Annotated in this window: 13 protein-coding genes and 1 tRNA gene; all 14 read right to left on the bottom strand. The window is 55.1% G+C overall.

Going from position 1 to position 17,666, the window contains the following annotated elements:
- Positions 1–1,154 (bottom strand): elongation factor Tu (gene tuf, locus C7H09_RS09165; protein WP_106761966.1); only part of this gene is annotated, 1,154 nt, incomplete at its 3' end.
- Between the two features lie 34 nt (positions 1,155–1,188).
- Entirely contained in the window at positions 1,189–3,294 is a 2,106-nt protein-coding gene (gene fusA, locus C7H09_RS09160; protein WP_106762257.1) for an elongation factor G, read from the bottom strand.
- Between the two features lie 19 nt (positions 3,295–3,313).
- Positions 3,314–3,784 (bottom strand): 30S ribosomal protein S7, encoded by a 471-nt coding sequence (gene rpsG, locus C7H09_RS09155; RefSeq protein WP_106762256.1) that lies wholly within the window; start codon positions 3,782–3,784, stop codon positions 3,314–3,316.
- A 113-nt stretch (positions 3,785–3,897) separates the two neighbouring features.
- Positions 3,898–4,272 (bottom strand): 30S ribosomal protein S12, encoded by a 375-nt coding sequence (rpsL, locus tag C7H09_RS09150; RefSeq protein ID WP_106762255.1) that lies wholly within the window; start codon positions 4,270–4,272, stop codon positions 3,898–3,900.
- A gap of 164 nt (positions 4,273–4,436) precedes the next feature.
- Positions 4,437–8,651: a DNA-directed RNA polymerase subunit beta' gene (gene rpoC, locus C7H09_RS09145; RefSeq protein WP_106762254.1), complete on the bottom strand. Its 4,215-nt coding sequence runs from the start codon at positions 8,649–8,651 to the stop codon at positions 4,437–4,439.
- Between the two features lie 76 nt (positions 8,652–8,727).
- Positions 8,728–12,804: a DNA-directed RNA polymerase subunit beta gene (gene rpoB, locus C7H09_RS09140; RefSeq protein ID WP_106762258.1), complete on the bottom strand. Its 4,077-nt coding sequence runs from the start codon at positions 12,802–12,804 to the stop codon at positions 8,728–8,730.
- A gap of 241 nt (positions 12,805–13,045) precedes the next feature.
- The gene (rplL, locus tag C7H09_RS09135) at positions 13,046–13,423 is read right to left on the bottom strand and encodes a 50S ribosomal protein L7/L12 (protein ID WP_106762253.1); all 378 of its coding nucleotides are present in this window, start codon (positions 13,421–13,423) and stop codon (positions 13,046–13,048) included.
- Between the two features lie 39 nt (positions 13,424–13,462).
- A complete protein-coding gene (gene rplJ, locus C7H09_RS09130) occupies positions 13,463–13,993 on the bottom strand; it encodes a 50S ribosomal protein L10 (RefSeq protein ID WP_106762252.1) in 531 nt (176 codons plus the stop codon).
- Between the two features lie 211 nt (positions 13,994–14,204).
- Positions 14,205–14,903, bottom strand: a complete 699-nt coding sequence (rplA, locus tag C7H09_RS09125; RefSeq protein WP_106762251.1) for a 50S ribosomal protein L1 — start codon at positions 14,901–14,903, stop codon at positions 14,205–14,207.
- Between the two features lies 1 nt (position 14,904).
- Positions 14,905–15,336: a 50S ribosomal protein L11 gene (gene rplK, locus C7H09_RS09120; RefSeq protein ID WP_106762250.1), complete on the bottom strand. Its 432-nt coding sequence runs from the start codon at positions 15,334–15,336 to the stop codon at positions 14,905–14,907.
- 118 nt (positions 15,337–15,454) lie between these two features.
- Positions 15,455–15,988, bottom strand: coding sequence for a transcription termination/antitermination protein NusG (nusG, locus tag C7H09_RS09115; RefSeq protein ID WP_106762249.1), 534 nt, complete (start codon positions 15,986–15,988; stop codon positions 15,455–15,457).
- A gap of 12 nt (positions 15,989–16,000) precedes the next feature.
- Positions 16,001–16,369 carry a preprotein translocase subunit SecE gene (gene secE / locus C7H09_RS09110; protein ID WP_106762248.1) on the bottom strand — a complete coding sequence of 123 codons (369 nt, stop codon included), beginning with the start codon at positions 16,367–16,369 and terminating at the stop codon, positions 16,001–16,003.
- A gap of 30 nt (positions 16,370–16,399) precedes the next feature.
- Positions 16,400–16,475: transfer RNA gene (locus C7H09_RS09105), tRNA-Trp, on the bottom strand.
- A 42-nt stretch (positions 16,476–16,517) separates the two neighbouring features.
- The coding region (tuf, locus tag C7H09_RS09100; protein WP_106762247.1) for an elongation factor Tu at positions 16,518–17,666 on the bottom strand (1,149 nt) is incomplete at its 5' end.

Here is a 17,666-nt window from a genome sequence, read left to right as displayed (position 1 = left end):
CCACCTTCGCGGATCGCGAAGCGCAGGCCATCTTCCATGGCGATCGGAGCGATCAGGGTAACAACCATTTTCACGTTGTCGCCCGGCATTACCATTTCAACACCTTCCGGCAGTTCGCAAGAACCGGTTACGTCAGTGGTCCGGAAGTAGAACTGCGGACGGTAGCCCTTGAAGAACGGAGTATGACGACCGCCTTCTTCTTTGGACAGTACGTACACTTCACACTCAAACTTGGTGTGCGGCTTGATGGAGCCAGGTACACACAGAACCTGACCACGCTCTACGTCGTCACGCTTGGTACCACGCAGCAGGGCACCAATGTTCTCACCGGCACGACCTTCGTCCAGCAGCTTGCGGAACATCTCAACACCAGTACAGGTTGTCTTGGTGGTATCGCGGATACCCACGATCTCCACTTCGTCACCTGTTTTGATGATGCCACGCTCAACACGACCGGTCACAACCGTACCACGACCGGAGATAGAGAAGACGTCCTCGATAGGCATCAGGAACGGCTGATCGATCGCACGCTCCGGCTCAGGAATGTAGTCATCCAGAGCTTCTACCAGCTTCTTAACAGCGGTAGTACCCATTTCGTTGTCGTCTTTGCCTTCCAACGCCATCAGCGCAGAACCGGTGATGATCGGAGTGTCGTCGCCTGGGAAGTCGTAGGTGCTCAGCAGATCGCGAACTTCCATCTCGACCAGCTCCAGCAACTCCTCGTCATCAACCATGTCAGCCTTGTTCAGGAACACAACGATGAACGGTACGCCAACCTGACGGGACAGCAGGATGTGCTCACGGGTCTGCGGCATGGGGCCGTCAGCGGCAGAACAAACCAGGATCGCGCCGTCCATCTGGGCAGCACCGGTGATCATGTTCTTTACGTAGTCAGCGTGACCCGGGCAATCAACGTGGGCGTAGTGACGGTTCGGAGAATCGTACTCAACGTGCGAAGTCGCGATGGTGATACCACGCGCACGCTCTTCCGGTGCGTTATCGATCTGATCGAAAGCACTGGCAGAACCTGTACCCCAAACTTCGTGGCATACACGAGTCAGAGCAGCGGTCAGAGTGGTCTTACCATGGTCAACGTGACCGATGGTACCTACGTTTACGTGCGGTTTACTACGCTCAAATTTTTCTTTAGACACGGTTACACCTCTTACTTTTACTTAAGTCCTGGGATCAACCCTTTTTAATGATCGCTTCGGCAATGTTCGAAGGAGCTTCCGAATAGCGGGAGAACTCCATCGCATAAGACGCTCGCCCCTGCGTCGCAGAACGCAGGTCGGTGGCGTAACCGAACATCTCCGACAACGGAACCTCAGCGCGAACGATCTTACCGGCAGGATTATCATCCATACCCTGGATTACGCCGCGACGACGGTTCAGGTCGCCAACAACGTCACCCATGTAGTCTTCCGGCGTGACAACTTCCACCTTCATCATCGGCTCAAGCAGCGCAGGGTTGGCTTCCAGAGCTCCCTTTTTCAATGCCATGGAACCGGCGATCTTGAACGCCATTTCGTTGGAGTCCACATCGTGGTAGGAGCCGTCGTACAGAGTGGCTTTGATACCCAGCAGCGGATAACCAGCCAGACAGCCGTTCTGCATCTGCTCTGCAATACCCTGCTGAACCGCCGGGATGTATTCCTTCGGAACCACACCACCCACGATCTCGTTCACGAAGATGAAGTTTTCTGCATCTTCGACGTCCAGCGGCAGCGGCTCGAGCTTCACCTTGACGTGACCGTATTGACCACGACCACCGGATTGACGAACGAACTTACCTTCGACATCCACCGGCTTCCGGATACATTCGCGATAAGCGACCTGAGGCTTACCAATGTTCGCTTCAACCTTGAACTCGCGACGCATACGGTCAACGATGATGTCCAGGTGCAGCTCACCCATACCAGAAATGATGGTCTGGCCAGATTCTTCATCTGTGCGGACACGGAAGGACGGATCCTCCTGAGCCAGCTTGCCCAGCGCAACACCCATCTTTTCCTGGTCAGCCTTGGACTTGGGTTCCACTGCAACCGAGATAACCGGCTCAGGGAACTCCATGCGCTCCAGGATGATCTTGGCGTTTTCGTCGCACAGAGTGTCCCCTGTGGTAACGTTTTTCAGACCGATGGCAGCAGCGATGTCGCCCGCCAGCACTTCCTTGATCTCTTCCCGATCATTGGCGTGCATCTGAACCATACGGCCCACACGCTCTTTCTTGCCTTTGACCGAGTTGTATACCGCATTACCAGACTCCAGCTTACCGGAGTAAACACGGAAGAAGGTCAGGGAACCCACGAACGGATCGGTAGCGATCTTGAATGCCAGAGCAGCAAAGGGCGCGTCGTCATCAACCGGGCGGGTTTCCTCGGTGCCGTCTTCATCAACCTCACCGCGGATTGCCTTGACTTCGTCCGGCGCCGGCAGGTATTCGATAACCGCATCCAACACGGCAGGAACGCCCTTGTTCTTGAAGGCGGTACCACAACAGGCCGGAACGATTTCGTTAGCCAGGGTACGCGCACGCAGCCCTGCCTTGATCTCTTCCAGGCTCAGGTCACCTTCTTCAAGGTACTTCTCCATGAGCTCTTCGTTAGCTTCGGCGGCCGCCTCTACCAACTGCTCACGGTACTGGGCAACCTCATCCGCCATCTCTGCCGGGATATCGCCTTCTTCGTAGGTCATACCCAGGTCTTCGTCGTTCCAGCGAATCGCCTTCATACGAAGCAGGTCAACCACGCCTTCGAACTGATCTTCAGCGCCGATCGGCAGCTGCAGCGGAACCGGGGTAGCACCCAGGCGATCCTTGATCTGGGCAACAACCCGTAAGAAGTTTGCACCCGCGCGATCCATCTTGTTAACGAAAACCATGCGCGGAACTTCATACTTGTTGGCCTGACGCCATACCGTCTCGGACTGAGGCTCTACACCGGAAGAGCCACAGAACACAACAACAGCGCCATCAAGAACACGCAGCGAACGCTCAACCTCGATCGTGAAGTCAACGTGCCCCGGGGTGTCAATGATGTTCACCCGATGCTCGGGGAACTGCTGATCCATGCCCTGCCAGAAGGTGGTGACAGCCGCTGAGGTGATAGTAATACCACGCTCCTGCTCCTGCTCCATCCAGTCAGTCGTTGAGGCACCATCATGGGTTTCACCCATCTTGTGGTTACGACCGGTGTAGTAAAGGATACGCTCGGTCGTGGTGGTCTTGCCTGCATCAACGTGCGCACAGATACCAATGTTTCTGTAACGTTTGATCGGAGTCTTTCGTGCCACTGTATAAACCTCGGCTTATTTAGAAACGGAAATGAGAGAAGGCCTTGTTGGCTTCTGCCATACGATGGACGTCTTCACGCTTCTTAACTGCCGCACCCTTGCTTTCTACAGCATCAAGGATTTCACCAGCAAGGCGCTGCGCCATGCTTTTCTCACCGCGCTTCCGTGAGTATTCAACGAGCCAGCGCATGGCCAACGCGTTTTGGCGGGAAGGCCGCACTTCTACAGGCACCTGGTAGGTAGCACCACCCACACGACGGGACTTAACCTCAACCATCGGCTGGATGTTCTCCAGGGCCTTCTCGAACATGTCGATCGGCTCTTCCTTGGATTTTTCGGCAACGATATCGAGTGCGCCGTAAACAATGCGCTCTGCGGTAGACTTCTTGCCACTTTCCATCACGTGGTTGATGAACTTGGCCAGACGTGCACTGCCGAATTTAGGATCGGGAATAATCTCCCGTTTTGCTGCAACTCTTCTTCTAGGCATCGATAAGCCCTTATATCTAAAAGGTCTTCAGGAACCCCTGAGATAGCAATCTGCTACTCAGCCTTACTCTTACCGTTCTGACAAGCAACGATAAAAGACACCCGCTCGGGACATCAGGACTTGGGTCGTTTTGCACCGTACTTGGAGCGGCCCTGCTTACGGTTCTGCACACCCTGGGTGTCCAAAGTACCGCGAACAGTGTGATAGCGCACACCCGGAAGGTCTTTTACTCGACCACCACGGATCAGCACAACACTGTGCTCCTGAAGGTTGTGACCTTCACCACCAATGTATGAGGAAACCTCGAAGCCGTTGGTCAGACGAACACGGCACACTTTACGAAGTGCAGAGTTCGGCTTCTTCGGCGTTGTAGTGTACACACGAGTGCACACACCACGGCGCTGAGGACAGGCCTGGAGCGCGGGAACATCGCTCTGGGCTACCTTGCGCTTACGAGGCTTACGCACCAACTGATTAATCGTTGCCATGTAAGCAAACTCCAAAAAACCATACCAATGTAACTTACCCCCATTAAAGGGGGTAAAATTTAAGGGACGCAAGTTTAAGCCCGCGCCCCGAGCCAGTCAAGATGACTGTTCTCTTTTTAACCACTCCCGGGATAGGTATCTACCCCGAGAGCGGCCCGCAAAACTTAACCCTCGCGGTTAAGTTCTGCGCTCAGAGCCTCTTCAACGTCGGCCGCTGTTACGCCCTGCTCTTCCAGTTCGCGCTTGCGACGACGCTCGTTATGATACGCCAGACCGGTACCGGCCGGAATCAGGCGACCAACCACGACGTTTTCTTTCAGACCGCGCAGATAGTCACGCTTACCAGTCACTGCACCTTCGGTCAGAACCCGTGTGGTCTCCTGGAACGACGCAGCTGATATGAACGACTCGGTCGCAAGCGATGCCTTGGTGATACCCAGCAGCAAGCGGTCGAAACGTGCCGGCTCTTTGTCAGCCGCATTCGCCTTCTCGTTCTCTTCAATCACCTGGGTGATTTCAACCTGGTCACCAGAGAGCAACGTGGTATCGCCCGGATCGGTAATTTCAACCTTGCGCAGCATCTGGCGAACGATAACCTCAATGTGCTTATCGTTGATCACAACGCCCTGCAGACGGTAAACGTCCTGGATCTCGTTGGTGATGTACTTGGCCAGCTCGACCACACCCAGCAAACGCAGAATGTCGTGCGGGTTGGACGGGCCGTCGGAGATAACCTCACCCTTCTCTACCGTTTCACCTTCAAATACGTTCATCTGGCGGTGCTTCGGAATCAGAACCTCATAGGCGTCATCATCCTTCGGCGTAATCACCAGGCGCTTCTTGCCCTTGGTTTCTTTACCGAAGGAAATCACACCACTGATCTCTGCCAGAATCGCCGATTCTTTCGGTCGACGGGCTTCGAACAGATCGGCAACACGGGGCAGACCACCGGTGATGTCCCGGGTCTTCGAACTCTCCTGCGGAATACGGGCAACCACATCACCCAGCTCGACCTTGGCACCGTTGGCCATGGTCACCAGGGCGTTGGCCGGCAGGAAGAAGATGGCTGTACCGCCGCCTGGCAGATCAACCTCTTCGCCCGCGTCGTCGATCAACTGAATCGCAGGCCGGATATCTTTACCTGCTGCCGGACGATCTTTCGGGTCGATCACTTCCATGGTAGACAGACCGGTCAGCTCATCAGCCTGGGTGCGGACTGTGATGCCCTCTTCCATGTTGACGAACTTGGCTGTACCTGTGGCCTCAGCGATGATCGGGTGCGTATGCGGATCCCACTTGGCAACCACCACACCGGCTTCAACCAGATCGCCGTTTTTCACTGACAGAACTGCACCGTAAGGCAGTTTGTACCACTCACGCTCACGCCCCTGCTCATCAGCAATCGCCAGTGCGGACGAACGGGAAACCACCACCAGGGAGCCATTGGTTTTCTCAATCGACTTCAGGTTGTGTAGGCGCACTGTACCGCCATGCTTGACCTGAATATTATCGACCGCAGACGCCCGGCTGGCCGCACCACCAATGTGGAACGTACGCATGGTCAACTGGGTACCCGGCTCACCGATAGACTGCGCCGCAATAACACCAACAGCCTCACCAACGTTCACCTGGTGACCACGGGCCAGATCGCGCCCGTAACACTTGGAACAAATGCCATGACGGGTATCGCAGGTAATGGCTGAGCGAACCCAGATTTCATCAACACCCGCACGCTCGACCATCTCGACGGTCTTCTCGTCCAGCAAGGTGCCGACAGGCACAACCGCGTTTTCCTTGTCGGTCGGGGTGAATACGTCACGGGCCGTTACACGCCCCAGTACCCGGTCACCGAGTGGAACGACAACGTCGCCGCCTTCGATATGCGGCGTCATCAGCAGACCTTCATCGGTGCCACAATCTTCTTCGGTAACTACCAGATCCTGCGACACGTCAACCAGACGACGGGTCAGGTAACCGGAGTTCGCGGTCTTCAATGCGGTATCCGCAAGACCTTTACGAGCACCGTGGGTCGAGATGAAGTACTGCAGTACGTTCAGGCCTTCACGGAAGTTCGCCGTGATCGGCGTCTCGATAATAGAACCGTCTGGCTTCGCCATCAGACCACGCATACCAGACAGCTGACGGATCTGCGCCGCCGAACCCCGGGCGCCGGAATCGGCCATCATGTATACAGAGTTAAACGACTCCTGCATCAGGTCTTGGCCGTCTTCACCCTTCACAGCCTGACCATCGGGACCAATGACCTTCTCTTTGGCCAGACGCTCCATCATCGCCTTGGACACCTTGTCGTTGGCGCGAGACCAGATATCGATCACCTTGTTGTACTTCTCGCCCTGGGTCAGCAGACCGGACGCGTACTGGTTTTCGATGTCCTTTACTTCGTCGGAGGCTGCGTCTACCAGCTCATACTTCTCCGGCGGAATCTCGAAGTCGTTGAAGCCGATAGAGATACCGGAGCGGGTTGCATAGTGGTAACCCATGTACATCAGTTGGTCGGCAAAAATAACCGTGTCCTTCAGACCGGCATCCCGATAGCAGGTGTTGATCAGGTTAGAGATCGCCTTCTTGACCATCGGCTTGTTAACGATTTCAAACGGCAGGCCGTCAGGCACGATATCAAACAACAGTGCACGGCCAACCGTGGTTTCCACGATGCTGTAGCTTTCTGTGCGTTCGCCGCTCTCCTCAATCGCCACCTGCTTGACACGGACTTTTACCGCCGCCTGCAGATCAACCTGCCCGGCACCGTAGGCACGGTGCGCTTCCTTGATGTCGGCAAACACCATGCCCTCACCTTTGGCAGCATGGCGCTCACGGGTCATGTAATAGAGACCCAATACAACGTCCTGGGACGGTACGATGATCGGCTCGCCGTTGGCTGGCGACAGTACGTTGTTGGTTGACATCATCAACGCACGGGCTTCGAGCTGGGCTTCCAGGGTCAGCGGCACGTGAACGGCCATCTGATCACCGTCAAAGTCGGCGTTATAGGCCGCACAGACCAGGGGGTGCAGCTGGATGGCCTTACCCTCAATCAGTACCGGCTCAAATGCCTGGATACCCAAGCGGTGCAGAGTCGGCGCACGGTTGAGCATGATCGGGTGCTCACGGATCACCTCATCAAGGATATCCCAGACCACACCTTCTTCACGCTCAACCATCTTCTTGGCAGCTTTGATGGTGGTCGCCAGTCCGCGGTGCTCAAGCTTGGAGAAGATGAAGGGCTTGAACAGCTCCAGCGCCATCTTCTTGGGCAGACCGCACTGGTGCAGGCGCAGGTACGGACCAACCACGATCACCGAACGACCGGAGTAGTCTACCCGCTTACCCAGAAGGTTCTGTCGGAAACGACCCTGCTTACCCTTGATCATATCAGCCAGGGACTTCAGCGGACGCTTGTTGGTACCGGTGATGGCACGGCCACGACGACCGTTATCCAGCAGCGCATCCACAGCTTCCTGCAGCATCCGTTTTTCATTGCGCACAATGATGTCCGGAGCATTCAGCTCCAGCAGGCGCTTGAGACGGTTGTTCCGGTTGATCACCCGACGGTACAGGTCGTTAAGATCCGACGTCGCAAAGCGGCCACCATCCAGCGGCACCAATGGGCGCAGATCGGGCGGCAGAACCGGCAGCACGGTCATTACCATGTCACCAGGTTTGTTACCGGAGTACAGGAAGGCCTCGAGAATCTTCAGGCGCTTGCTGAATTTCTTGATCTTGGTTTCAGAGTTGGTCTGCGGAATTTCTTCGCGCAGATTATCCACTTCAGCCTGCAGATCGATGGCTTCCAGCAGCTCCTTGACCGCCTCAGCACCCATGCGGGCATCGAACTCATCGCCGAACTCTTCCAGAGCCTCATAGTACTGCTCGTCGTTCAGCAGCTGCCCCTTCTCCAGAGTCGTCATGCCCGGGTCGATAACAATGAAGCTCTCAAAGTAGAGTACACGCTCAATGTCACGAAGGGTCATGTCCAGCATCAGGCCGATACGGGACGGCAAAGACTTCAAAAACCAGATGTGGGCAACCGGGCTCGCCAGTTCAATGTGGCCCATGCGCTCACGACGCACGCTGGCCAGTGCCACCTCTACCCCACATTTCTCACAGATCACACCACGGTGCTTGAGGCGCTTGTACTTGCCGCACAGGCACTCGTAGTCCTTGATCGGACCGAAGATCTTGGCACAGAAAAGACCGTCACGCTCCGGCTTGAAGGTACGGTAGTTAATGGTCTCAGGCTTCTTTACTTCGCCAAAAGACCAGGAACGAATCATGTCAGGCGACGCCAGGCCAATGCGAATGGCGTCGAATTCCTTACTCTGATTCTGGCTCTTGAGAAGATTCAACAAATCTTTCATCAGTAAAAGCTCCGGATGGCGTTAATCTCGGGCGGGCACAGGTTGTGCCCGCTCACGCTGCCAAAAACAATTCGGCTCACTCGGATTCCAGCTCGATGTCGATACCCAACGAGCGGATTTCCTTGACAAGAACGTTGAAGGATTCGGGCATACCCGGCTCCATACGATGATCCCCATCGACAATGTTCTTGTACATCTTGGTCCGACCATTCACATCGTCAGACTTGACGGTGAGCATTTCCTGGAGAGTGTAGGCTGCGCCATACGCCTCCAGAGCCCAGACTTCCATCTCACCGAAGCGCTGACCACCGAACTGCGCCTTACCACCCAGCGGCTGCTGGGTAACCAGGGAATAGGAACCGGTGGAACGAGCGTGCATCTTATCGTCGATCAAGTGGTTGAGCTTGAGCATGTACATGTAGCCCACAGTCACCGGACGGTCAAATGCATCACCGGTGCGGCCATCGTACAGCCTGGTCTGGCCACTGGTGTCCAGGTCAGCCAGCTCAAGCATGCGCTTAACCTCCGCTTCCTCGGCACCATCGAAGACTGGTGTCGCCATCGGCACACCACCCTTCAGGTTACCGCACAGCTCCAGGATCTCCTTGTCGCTGAGGCTGTCGAGATCCACCTTGAACACTTCGTCCGAGTGGTTATAGATCTCATCCAGCAGTTGACGAAGCTCAGCCACCTTGCGCTGTTCTTCGAGCATGCGACTGATCTTTTCACCCAGACCCTTGGCGGCGGCGCCCAGGTGGGTTTCCAGAACCTGACCTACGTTCATCCGCGACGGAACACCCAGCGGGTTCAGTACGATATCGACGGTGTTACCGAATTCATCGTAAGGCATGTCCTCAATCGGCATAACCGCAGAGATAACACCCTTGTTACCGTGACGGCCAGCCATCTTGTCACCAGGCTGAATTCGACGCTTGATAGCAAGGTACACCTTGACGATTTTCAGCACGCCCGGAGCCAGGTCGTCGCCCTGCTGCAGCTTGCCTTTTTTGTCATCAAACCGCGCCTCGTGCTCTTTCTTACGCTCTTCGAGGCCCTGCTCTGATTTCTCGAGCAACTCATTGAGTGACTCGTCCTTCATGCGCAACTTGAACCAGTCTCCGCGCGGCAGCTCAGCCAGGTAGGCCTCCTCCAGCTTGGCGCCCTTTTTCAAGGCCGGACCACTGATAACTTCCTGCCCTTTGAGAGCTACCATCAGGCGCTCATAGGTCGCGCCTTCCACAATGCGGTATTCGTCTTTCAGATCCTTGCGGTATTTGTCAAGCTGCTCTTTCTCGATCGACAAAGCCCGTGCATCTTTCTCAATGCCGTCGCGGGTAAACACCTGTACGTCGATCACCGTACCGCGGGTACCAGTCGGCACACGCTGTGAGGTGTCCTTCACGTCAGATGCTTTCTCACCGAAAATGGCACGCAGCAATTTTTCTTCCGGGGTTAGCTGAGTTTCACCTTTCGGCGTTACCTTGCCTACCAGGATGTCGCCAGGACCAACTTCAGCGCCGATATAAACCACACCAGACTCATCCAGCTTGGACAGCGCGCTTTCACCAACGTTCGGGATATCAGCGGTGATCTCTTCGCTGCCCAGCTTGGTGTCACGAGCGACACAGGTCAGCTCCTGAATATGGATGGTGGTCAGGCGATCTTCCTGAACCACTTTCTCCGAGATCAGGATGGAATCCTCGAAGTTGTAGCCATTCCACGGCATAAACGCGATACGCATGTTCTGGCCCAGTGCCAGCTCACCCAGATCTACGGACGGGCCGTCGGCGAGCACATCGCCCCGGGCCACTACGTCGCCCTGACGGACGATGGAGCGCTGGTTAATACAGGTATTCTGGTTCGAACGCGTGTACTTGGTGAGGTTGTAGATGTCTACACCAGCATCACCGGCAGCGGTTTCGTCGTTGTTGACACGAACAACGATACGGCCTGCGTCAACGCTCTCGATTACACCACCACGACGCGCTGATACGCAGACTCCGGAATCCTGCGCCACGGTACGCTCTACACCGGTACCGACCAGCGGCACCTGAGAGATAAGCGTGGGAACTGCCTGGCGTTGCATGTTTGCACCCATCAGCGCCCGGTTAGCATCATCATGCTCCAGGAATGGAATCAGAGATGCTGCCACGGAAACAACCTGACGCGGAGACACGTCCATGAAGTTAACCGCTTCCGGCGGAGCCACCGTAAATTCATTCAGATGACGAACGGTAACCAGCTCATCTGACAGCCGCTTGTTCTCATCGGTCGCAGCACTGGCCTGGGCGATGACATAATTGCTTTCCTCGATGGCCGACAGATACACCAGCTCGTCGGTCACCAGTCCGTCGACAACCTTGCGGTAAGGGCTCTCAAGGAAACCGTAGGAGTTGGCGCGGGCATAAGTCGCCAGCGAGTTGATCAGACCGATGTTCGGGCCTTCCGGCGTTTCGATTGGACATACCCGGCCATAATGGGTCGGGTGAACGTCACGAACCTCAAACCCGGCACGCTCGCGGGTCAGACCACCTGGGCCGAGTGCCGAGATACGGCGCTTGTGGGTGACTTCCGACAACGGGTTGTTCTGATCCATGAACTGGGACAGCTGGCTGGAGCCGAAAAACTCTTTAACGGCCGCGGCCACCGGCTTCGCATTGATCAGATCCTGTGGCATCAGGCCTTCGCTTTCCGCAAGGCTCAGGCGCTCACGAACAGCACGCTCCACACGCACCAGGCCCACGCGGAACTGGTTTTCTGCCATCTCGCCAACACAGCGAACACGGCGGTTGCCGAGGTTATCAATATCATCAACCTGCCCCTGACCATTGCGAATCCCGATCAGGGTCTTGAGCACGTCGATAATGTCTTCGTTGGTCAGGATACCTTCGCCTGTGCTTTCCTCACGCCCCAGACGACGGTTCAGCTTCATGCGCCCTACGGCCGACAGATCATAACGCTCTTCACTGAAGAAAAGGTTGGTGAAGAGGTTCTCTGCAGACTCTTTGGTTGGCGGTTCGCCCGGGCGCATCATACGATAGATCTCGACCAGTGCTTCCAGCGGGCTGCGAGTCGGATCGATACGCAGGGTATCGGACATAAAGGGGCCGCAATCCAGGTCGTTGGTGTAGAGAGTTTCGATCTCTTTTACGCCCGCGTCGAGAATTTTGGTTACAACCTCTTCCGACAGCTCGGTGTTACATTCAACCAGCACCTCACCGGTAGCCTGGTCGATCATGTCTTTTGCAAGTACACGGCCATACAGGTATTCGGTTGGCACATCCAACTCGGTAATACCCGCTTTTTCCAGCTGCTTGATATGACGAGCGGTGACACGGCGGCCTTCCTCGACGATCACATTGCCATCCACACCCTTGATGTCGAAGGTTGCAATGTCGCCCCGGAGACGGCTCGGCACCAGTTCAAGCTTGCACACTTCGGCACCCAGCGAAAATTTGCTGGTTTCAAAGAACATGCCGAGCATTTGCTCTGAGGTATAACCCAAACCACGCAACAGAATAGTCGCAGGAAGCTTACGACGACGGTCGATACGAACAAACACCGAATCCTTCGGATCGAACTCGAAGTCCAGCCAGGAACCACGGTAGGGAATGACGCGCGCAGAATACAACAGTTTACCGGAAGAATGCGTCTTGCCCTTATCATGGTCAAAGAATACGCCCGGTGAACGGTGGAGCTGGGAAACAATAACACGCTCGGTACCATTAACAACGAAGGTACCGTTTTCGGTCATCAGGGGCATCTCGCCCATGTAGACCTCTTGTTCTTTGATGTCCTTGATCGCTTTGTTGGACGATTCCCGATCATAAATGATCAGGCGGACTTTGACCCGTAGCGGCGCGGCGTAGGTCACGCCCCGGAGCTGACATTCCTTGACGTCGAAAACTGGCTCGCCGATACGGTAGCTCACATACTCGAGCGCGGCGTTGCCAGAGTAACTGACAATCGGGAATACGGATTTGAAGGCTGCATGAAGACCGGTTTCCCGGCGATCTTCTGGAGCGGCTTCCATTTGAAGGAAATCCCGGAATGAATCCAGCTGAATAGACAGCAAATAGGGGACATCCATCACGGAAGGCAATTTACTGAAATCTTTGCGAATCCGCTTTTTTTCGGTGTAGGAGTAAGTCATCTGCATTCCCCAGCTTTAACCTGATACCTGGTATCAAGAAGCAATCAAATGTTCTGCTTCGGGGCCGATTTGCTCGGCTTATCGCGCCGTCTTGAACAAGACTCTGGCTGTAGGTTATAGATCTGACATCAACCCGTTACTGCGCACCAGACTCTATAGCATATACAACAGAAAAAGGCCGGTGGCTTTTAGCCACCAGCCTGTCCATGCCTAGGGCACGGTGTCGATCAGAAACCGACTCTTACTTGAGCTCAACAGAAGCGCCTGCTTCCTCAAGCTTCTTCTTGGCCTCTTCGGCCTCTTCCTTGCTGGCTGCTTCTTTGATAGTAGAAGGCGCGCCATCAACCATTTCCTTGGCTTCTTTCAGGCCCAGACCAGTCAGCTCACGAACAGCCTTGATAACGTTGACTTTCTTCTCGCCAGCGCCAGTCAGAACTACGTCGAACTCGGTCTGCTCTTCAGCAGCACCAGCGTCGCCGCCGGCAGCAGCAGGTGCAGCAGCAACTGCTGCTGCAGCGGAAACGTTAAACTTCTCTTCCATTGCTTCTACGAGCTCAACAACTTCCATTACGCTCATTTCAGCAATTGCATTCAAAATATCGTCTTTAGACAGAGCCATGACTTTCTCCGAAAATTAAAAAAATGGTGTTCAACAGAATCAAGCAGCGTCTTGCTTCTGGTCGCGGACTGCAGCTATAACACGCGTGATTCTGCCCGGAATATCGTTCAGAGTACGTGCAAGCTTGGTAACTGGTGCCTGTGTAACGATAGCCAGCTTGGTCAACGCTTCGTGCAGCGTCGGCAGCGTAGCCAGGCGATCGATCTGTTCTGCGCCCATCAGCTCACCGCCGACAGCCAGACCCTTGATCTCAAACGCCTCTTTCTCTTTGGCAAAATCCTTCAACAGACGCGCAGCGGCGCCCGGATCTTCCATTGAGAAAGCCAGAATGGTAGGGCCAACCAGCGCCGGATCAATGCACTCGAACTCAGTACCTTTAATAGCAATCTTCGCCAGGTTGTTACGAACAACCTTCAGACGAACATTCTCGGCACGAGCCTTGGCACGCAGCGCCGTCATGTCACCGGAGGTGACACCACGATAATCAGCCAAAACCACAGACAGAGCAGTACCAGCAGTCTCGTTGACTTCAGCGACGATCGCTTTCTTGTCTTCGAGTCTAATTGCCACTGGTTTTCTCCTCGATTTCGCTGGAATAACCAGCAAACCCATATTTACCCCTTCCGGGGCTCCGAACGGTGTTTGGGTTCAGAGAGAACGTCTTCACACCGTCTGCGCAGGCATTGCTTTAACCCGTGGGCGCCCAAGGGCGCCCTGGGGCCTGCGGTCTTTGACAGCCTTGGCTTCTGCCCAGACTACAAAGGAACTATCGATCGCAGGCTCAGATGTTCAGGGCGCTTTGATCGATAGTCAAACCAGGCCCCATCGTGGAAGAGATGGTGATCTTCTTCAGATACACACCCTTGGACGATGCAGGCTTGGCCTTTTTCAGATCTGCAACGAGAGCCTCAAGGTTTTCCTTGATGGTCTGTGCAGTAAATTCTACGTTGCCCAGCGGAGCATGGATAATGCCGTTCTTGTCGGTGCGGTAGCGAACCTGGCCAGCTTTAGCATTCTTGACCGCGGTTTCAACGTCTGCAGTCACAGTGCCAACCTTCGGGTTCGGCATCAGGCCGCGGGGCCCAAGAATCTGACCGAGTTGACCAACAACACGCATGGCATCCGGAGTGGCAATAACCACGTCGAAATCCATGTTGCCCTTCTTCACTTCTTCTGCCAGATCATCCATGCCAACAACGTCTGCACCAGCAGCTGCTGCTTTCTCGGCATTTGCGCCCTGGGTGAACACAGCGACACGAACCGTTTTACCGGTGCCGTGCGGCAGAACAGTGCTGCTGCGTACAACCTGGTCGGATTTACGCGCGTCTACGCCCAGGTTTACCGCTACATCCACGGACTCCCGGAACTTTACGCCCTGACCCAGCTCTGCCAGAAGCGCTACGGCCTCATCAACAGTGTATGCACGGGTAGACTCAACCTTTTCGCGAATCAGCTTCTGACGCTTGCTCAGCTTTGCCATGTTATACACCCTCCACGGTCAGGCCCATGCTACGGGCAGTACCGGCAATGGTACGAACCGCTGCATCCATATCGGCTGCAGTCAGATCCGGCTCTTTAGTCTTGGCGATTTCTTCCAGCTGAGCGCGGGTTACGGTGCCTACCTTTTCGGTGTTCGGACGACCAGAACCGCTCTTCACGCCTGCGGCCTTCCTCAGAAGTACTGGCGCGGGAGGCGTTTTGGTAACAAAGGTGAAGCTACGGTCGCTATAAACGGTGATTACCGTTGGAATCGGCAGACCAGGCTCCATACCTTGAGTCTTGGCATTGAAAGCCTTACAGAATTCCATAATGTTCACACCGCGCTGACCCAGTGCAGGGCCAACGGGGGGACTCGGGTTGGCCTGGCCGGCAGCAACCTGAAGCTTGATATACGCTTCAATCTTCTTTGCCATGATATTTTCTCCTATGGGTACAAGCGCCTTTCGGCTCCCCGCTTAACTTTCTGCCTAAGGCAGACACAAAAAGCCCGCGACGCCTTGGCGCGCGAGCTACAAGCTTTCAAAAGCCCGGTCAGTCTTTTTCGACCTGCCCGAACTCCAACTCAACCGGAGTGGATCGACCAAAAATCAGAACCGCGACTTTTACCCGACTCTTCTCATAGTCAACTTCTTCGACTACGCCGTTGAAGTCCGCAAACGGCCCCTCAACAACGCGCACAATTTCACCCGGCTCAAACAAGGTCTTGGGCTTAGGCTTATCAGCACCACTTTCTACGCGCTGAAGTATCGCCTCTGCTTCCCGCTCGGTAATTGGAGCCGGCTTTTCTTTCGTGCCGCCAATAAAACCAAGCACCCTTGGCGTATTCTTCACAAGATGCCATGAAGCGTCGTCCATCTCCATCTGCACCAATACGTAGCCGGGATAAAACTTGCGCTCACTCTTGCGCTTTTTCCCGTCACGCATCTCAACGACTTCCTCGGTTGGAACCAGGATTTCGCCGAACTTATCTTCCAGACCTTCAAGAGCAACACGCTCTTTGAGAGTGCGCATAACGTGCTTTTCGAAGCCTGAATACGCATGAACAACGTACCAACGCTTAGACATAGCCCACTCCCGTTAGCCAATGAAGCCAGCAACCAGCCAGCTGATCAGTGAATCCATACCCCATAGCAACAACGCAACCACCAGCACAAACACGACAACAATGATCGTCGTCTGCACCAACTCCGGCCGCGTCGGCCATACCACCTTACGGATTTCGACCCTGGCCTCTTTGAGCAAAACCGCAAAACGACGACCACGATCAGTGGCCAGCGCTACAAATCCCGCAACAAGCGCGAGCGCAACAAGAGCCAAAACCCGATAAAGGACAGATTCAGCAGAATAGACCTGGTTACCCACAACACCAACAGCAACCAGAACAAATACAGCCAGCCACTTCAAGGAATCGAAACGGCTGGCTGACTCGATAGATTTTGACTCCATAGGAATCAACTTATATCCGAATGTTAAAAATGGCAGGCCAGGAGGGAATCGAACCCCCAACCTGCGGTTTTGGAGACCGCTGCTCTGCCAATTGAGCTACTGGCCTGCACCGAAAACTCAGCGCAACAACAAACGAATAATTCTTGAATTACTCGATGATCTTGGCGACCACGCCGGCACCAACGGTACGGCCACCTTCGCGGATCGCGAAGCGCAGGCCATCTTCCATGGCGATCGGAGCGATCAGGGTAACAACCATTTTCACGTTGTCGCCCGGCATTACCATTTCAACACCTTCCGGCAGTTCGCAAGAACCGGTTACGTCAGTGGTCCGGAAGTAGAACTGCGGACGGTAGCCCTTGAAGAACGGAGTATGACGACCGCCTTCTTCTTTGGACAGTACGTACACTTCACACTCAAACTTGGTGTGCGGCTTGATGGAGCCAGGTACACACAGAACCTGACCACGCTCTACGTCGTCACGCTTGGTACCACGCAGCAGGGCACCAATGTTCTCACCGGCACGACCTTCGTCCAGCAGCTTGCGGAACATCTCAACACCAGTACAGGTTGTCTTGGTGGTATCGCGGATACCCACGATCTCCACTTCGTCACCTGTTTTGATGATGCCACGCTCAACACGACCGGTCACAACCGTACCACGACCGGAGATAGAGAAGACGTCCTCGATAGGCATCAGGAACGGCTGATCGATCGCACGCTCCGGCTCAGGAATGTAGTCATCCAGAGCTTCTACCAGCTTCTTAACAGCGGTAGTACCCATTTCGTTGTCGTCTTTGCCTTCCAACGCCATCAGCGCAGAACCGGTGATGATCGGAGTGTCGTCGCCTGGGAAGTCGTAGGTGCTCAGCAGATCGCGAACTTCCATCTCGACCAGCTCCAGCAACTCCTCGTCATCAACCATGTCAGCCTTGTTCAGGAACACAACGATGAACGGTACGCCAACCTGACGGGACAGCAGGATGTGCTCACGGGTCTGCGGCATGGGGCCGTCAGCGGCAGAACAAACCAGGATCGCGCCGTCCATCTGGGCAGCACCGGTGATCATGTTCTTTACGTAGTCAGCGTGACCCGGGCAATCAACGTGGGCGTAGTGACGGTTCGGAGAATCGTACTCAACGTGCGAAGTCGCGATGGTGATACCACGCGCACGCTCTTCCGGTGCGTTATCGATCTGATCGAAAGCACTGGCAGAACCTGTACCCCAAACTTCGTGGCATACACGAGTCAGAGCAGCGGTCAGAGTGGTCTTACCATGGTCAACGTGACCGATGGT

It is taken from the genome of Marinobacter fuscus (assembly GCF_003007675.1).
Lineage (GTDB): Bacteria > Pseudomonadota > Gammaproteobacteria > Pseudomonadales > Oleiphilaceae > Marinobacter > Marinobacter fuscus.
The sequence above is the reverse complement of the archived record's forward strand: the minus strand, read 5'-3'. Positions and strand labels throughout refer to the sequence as shown.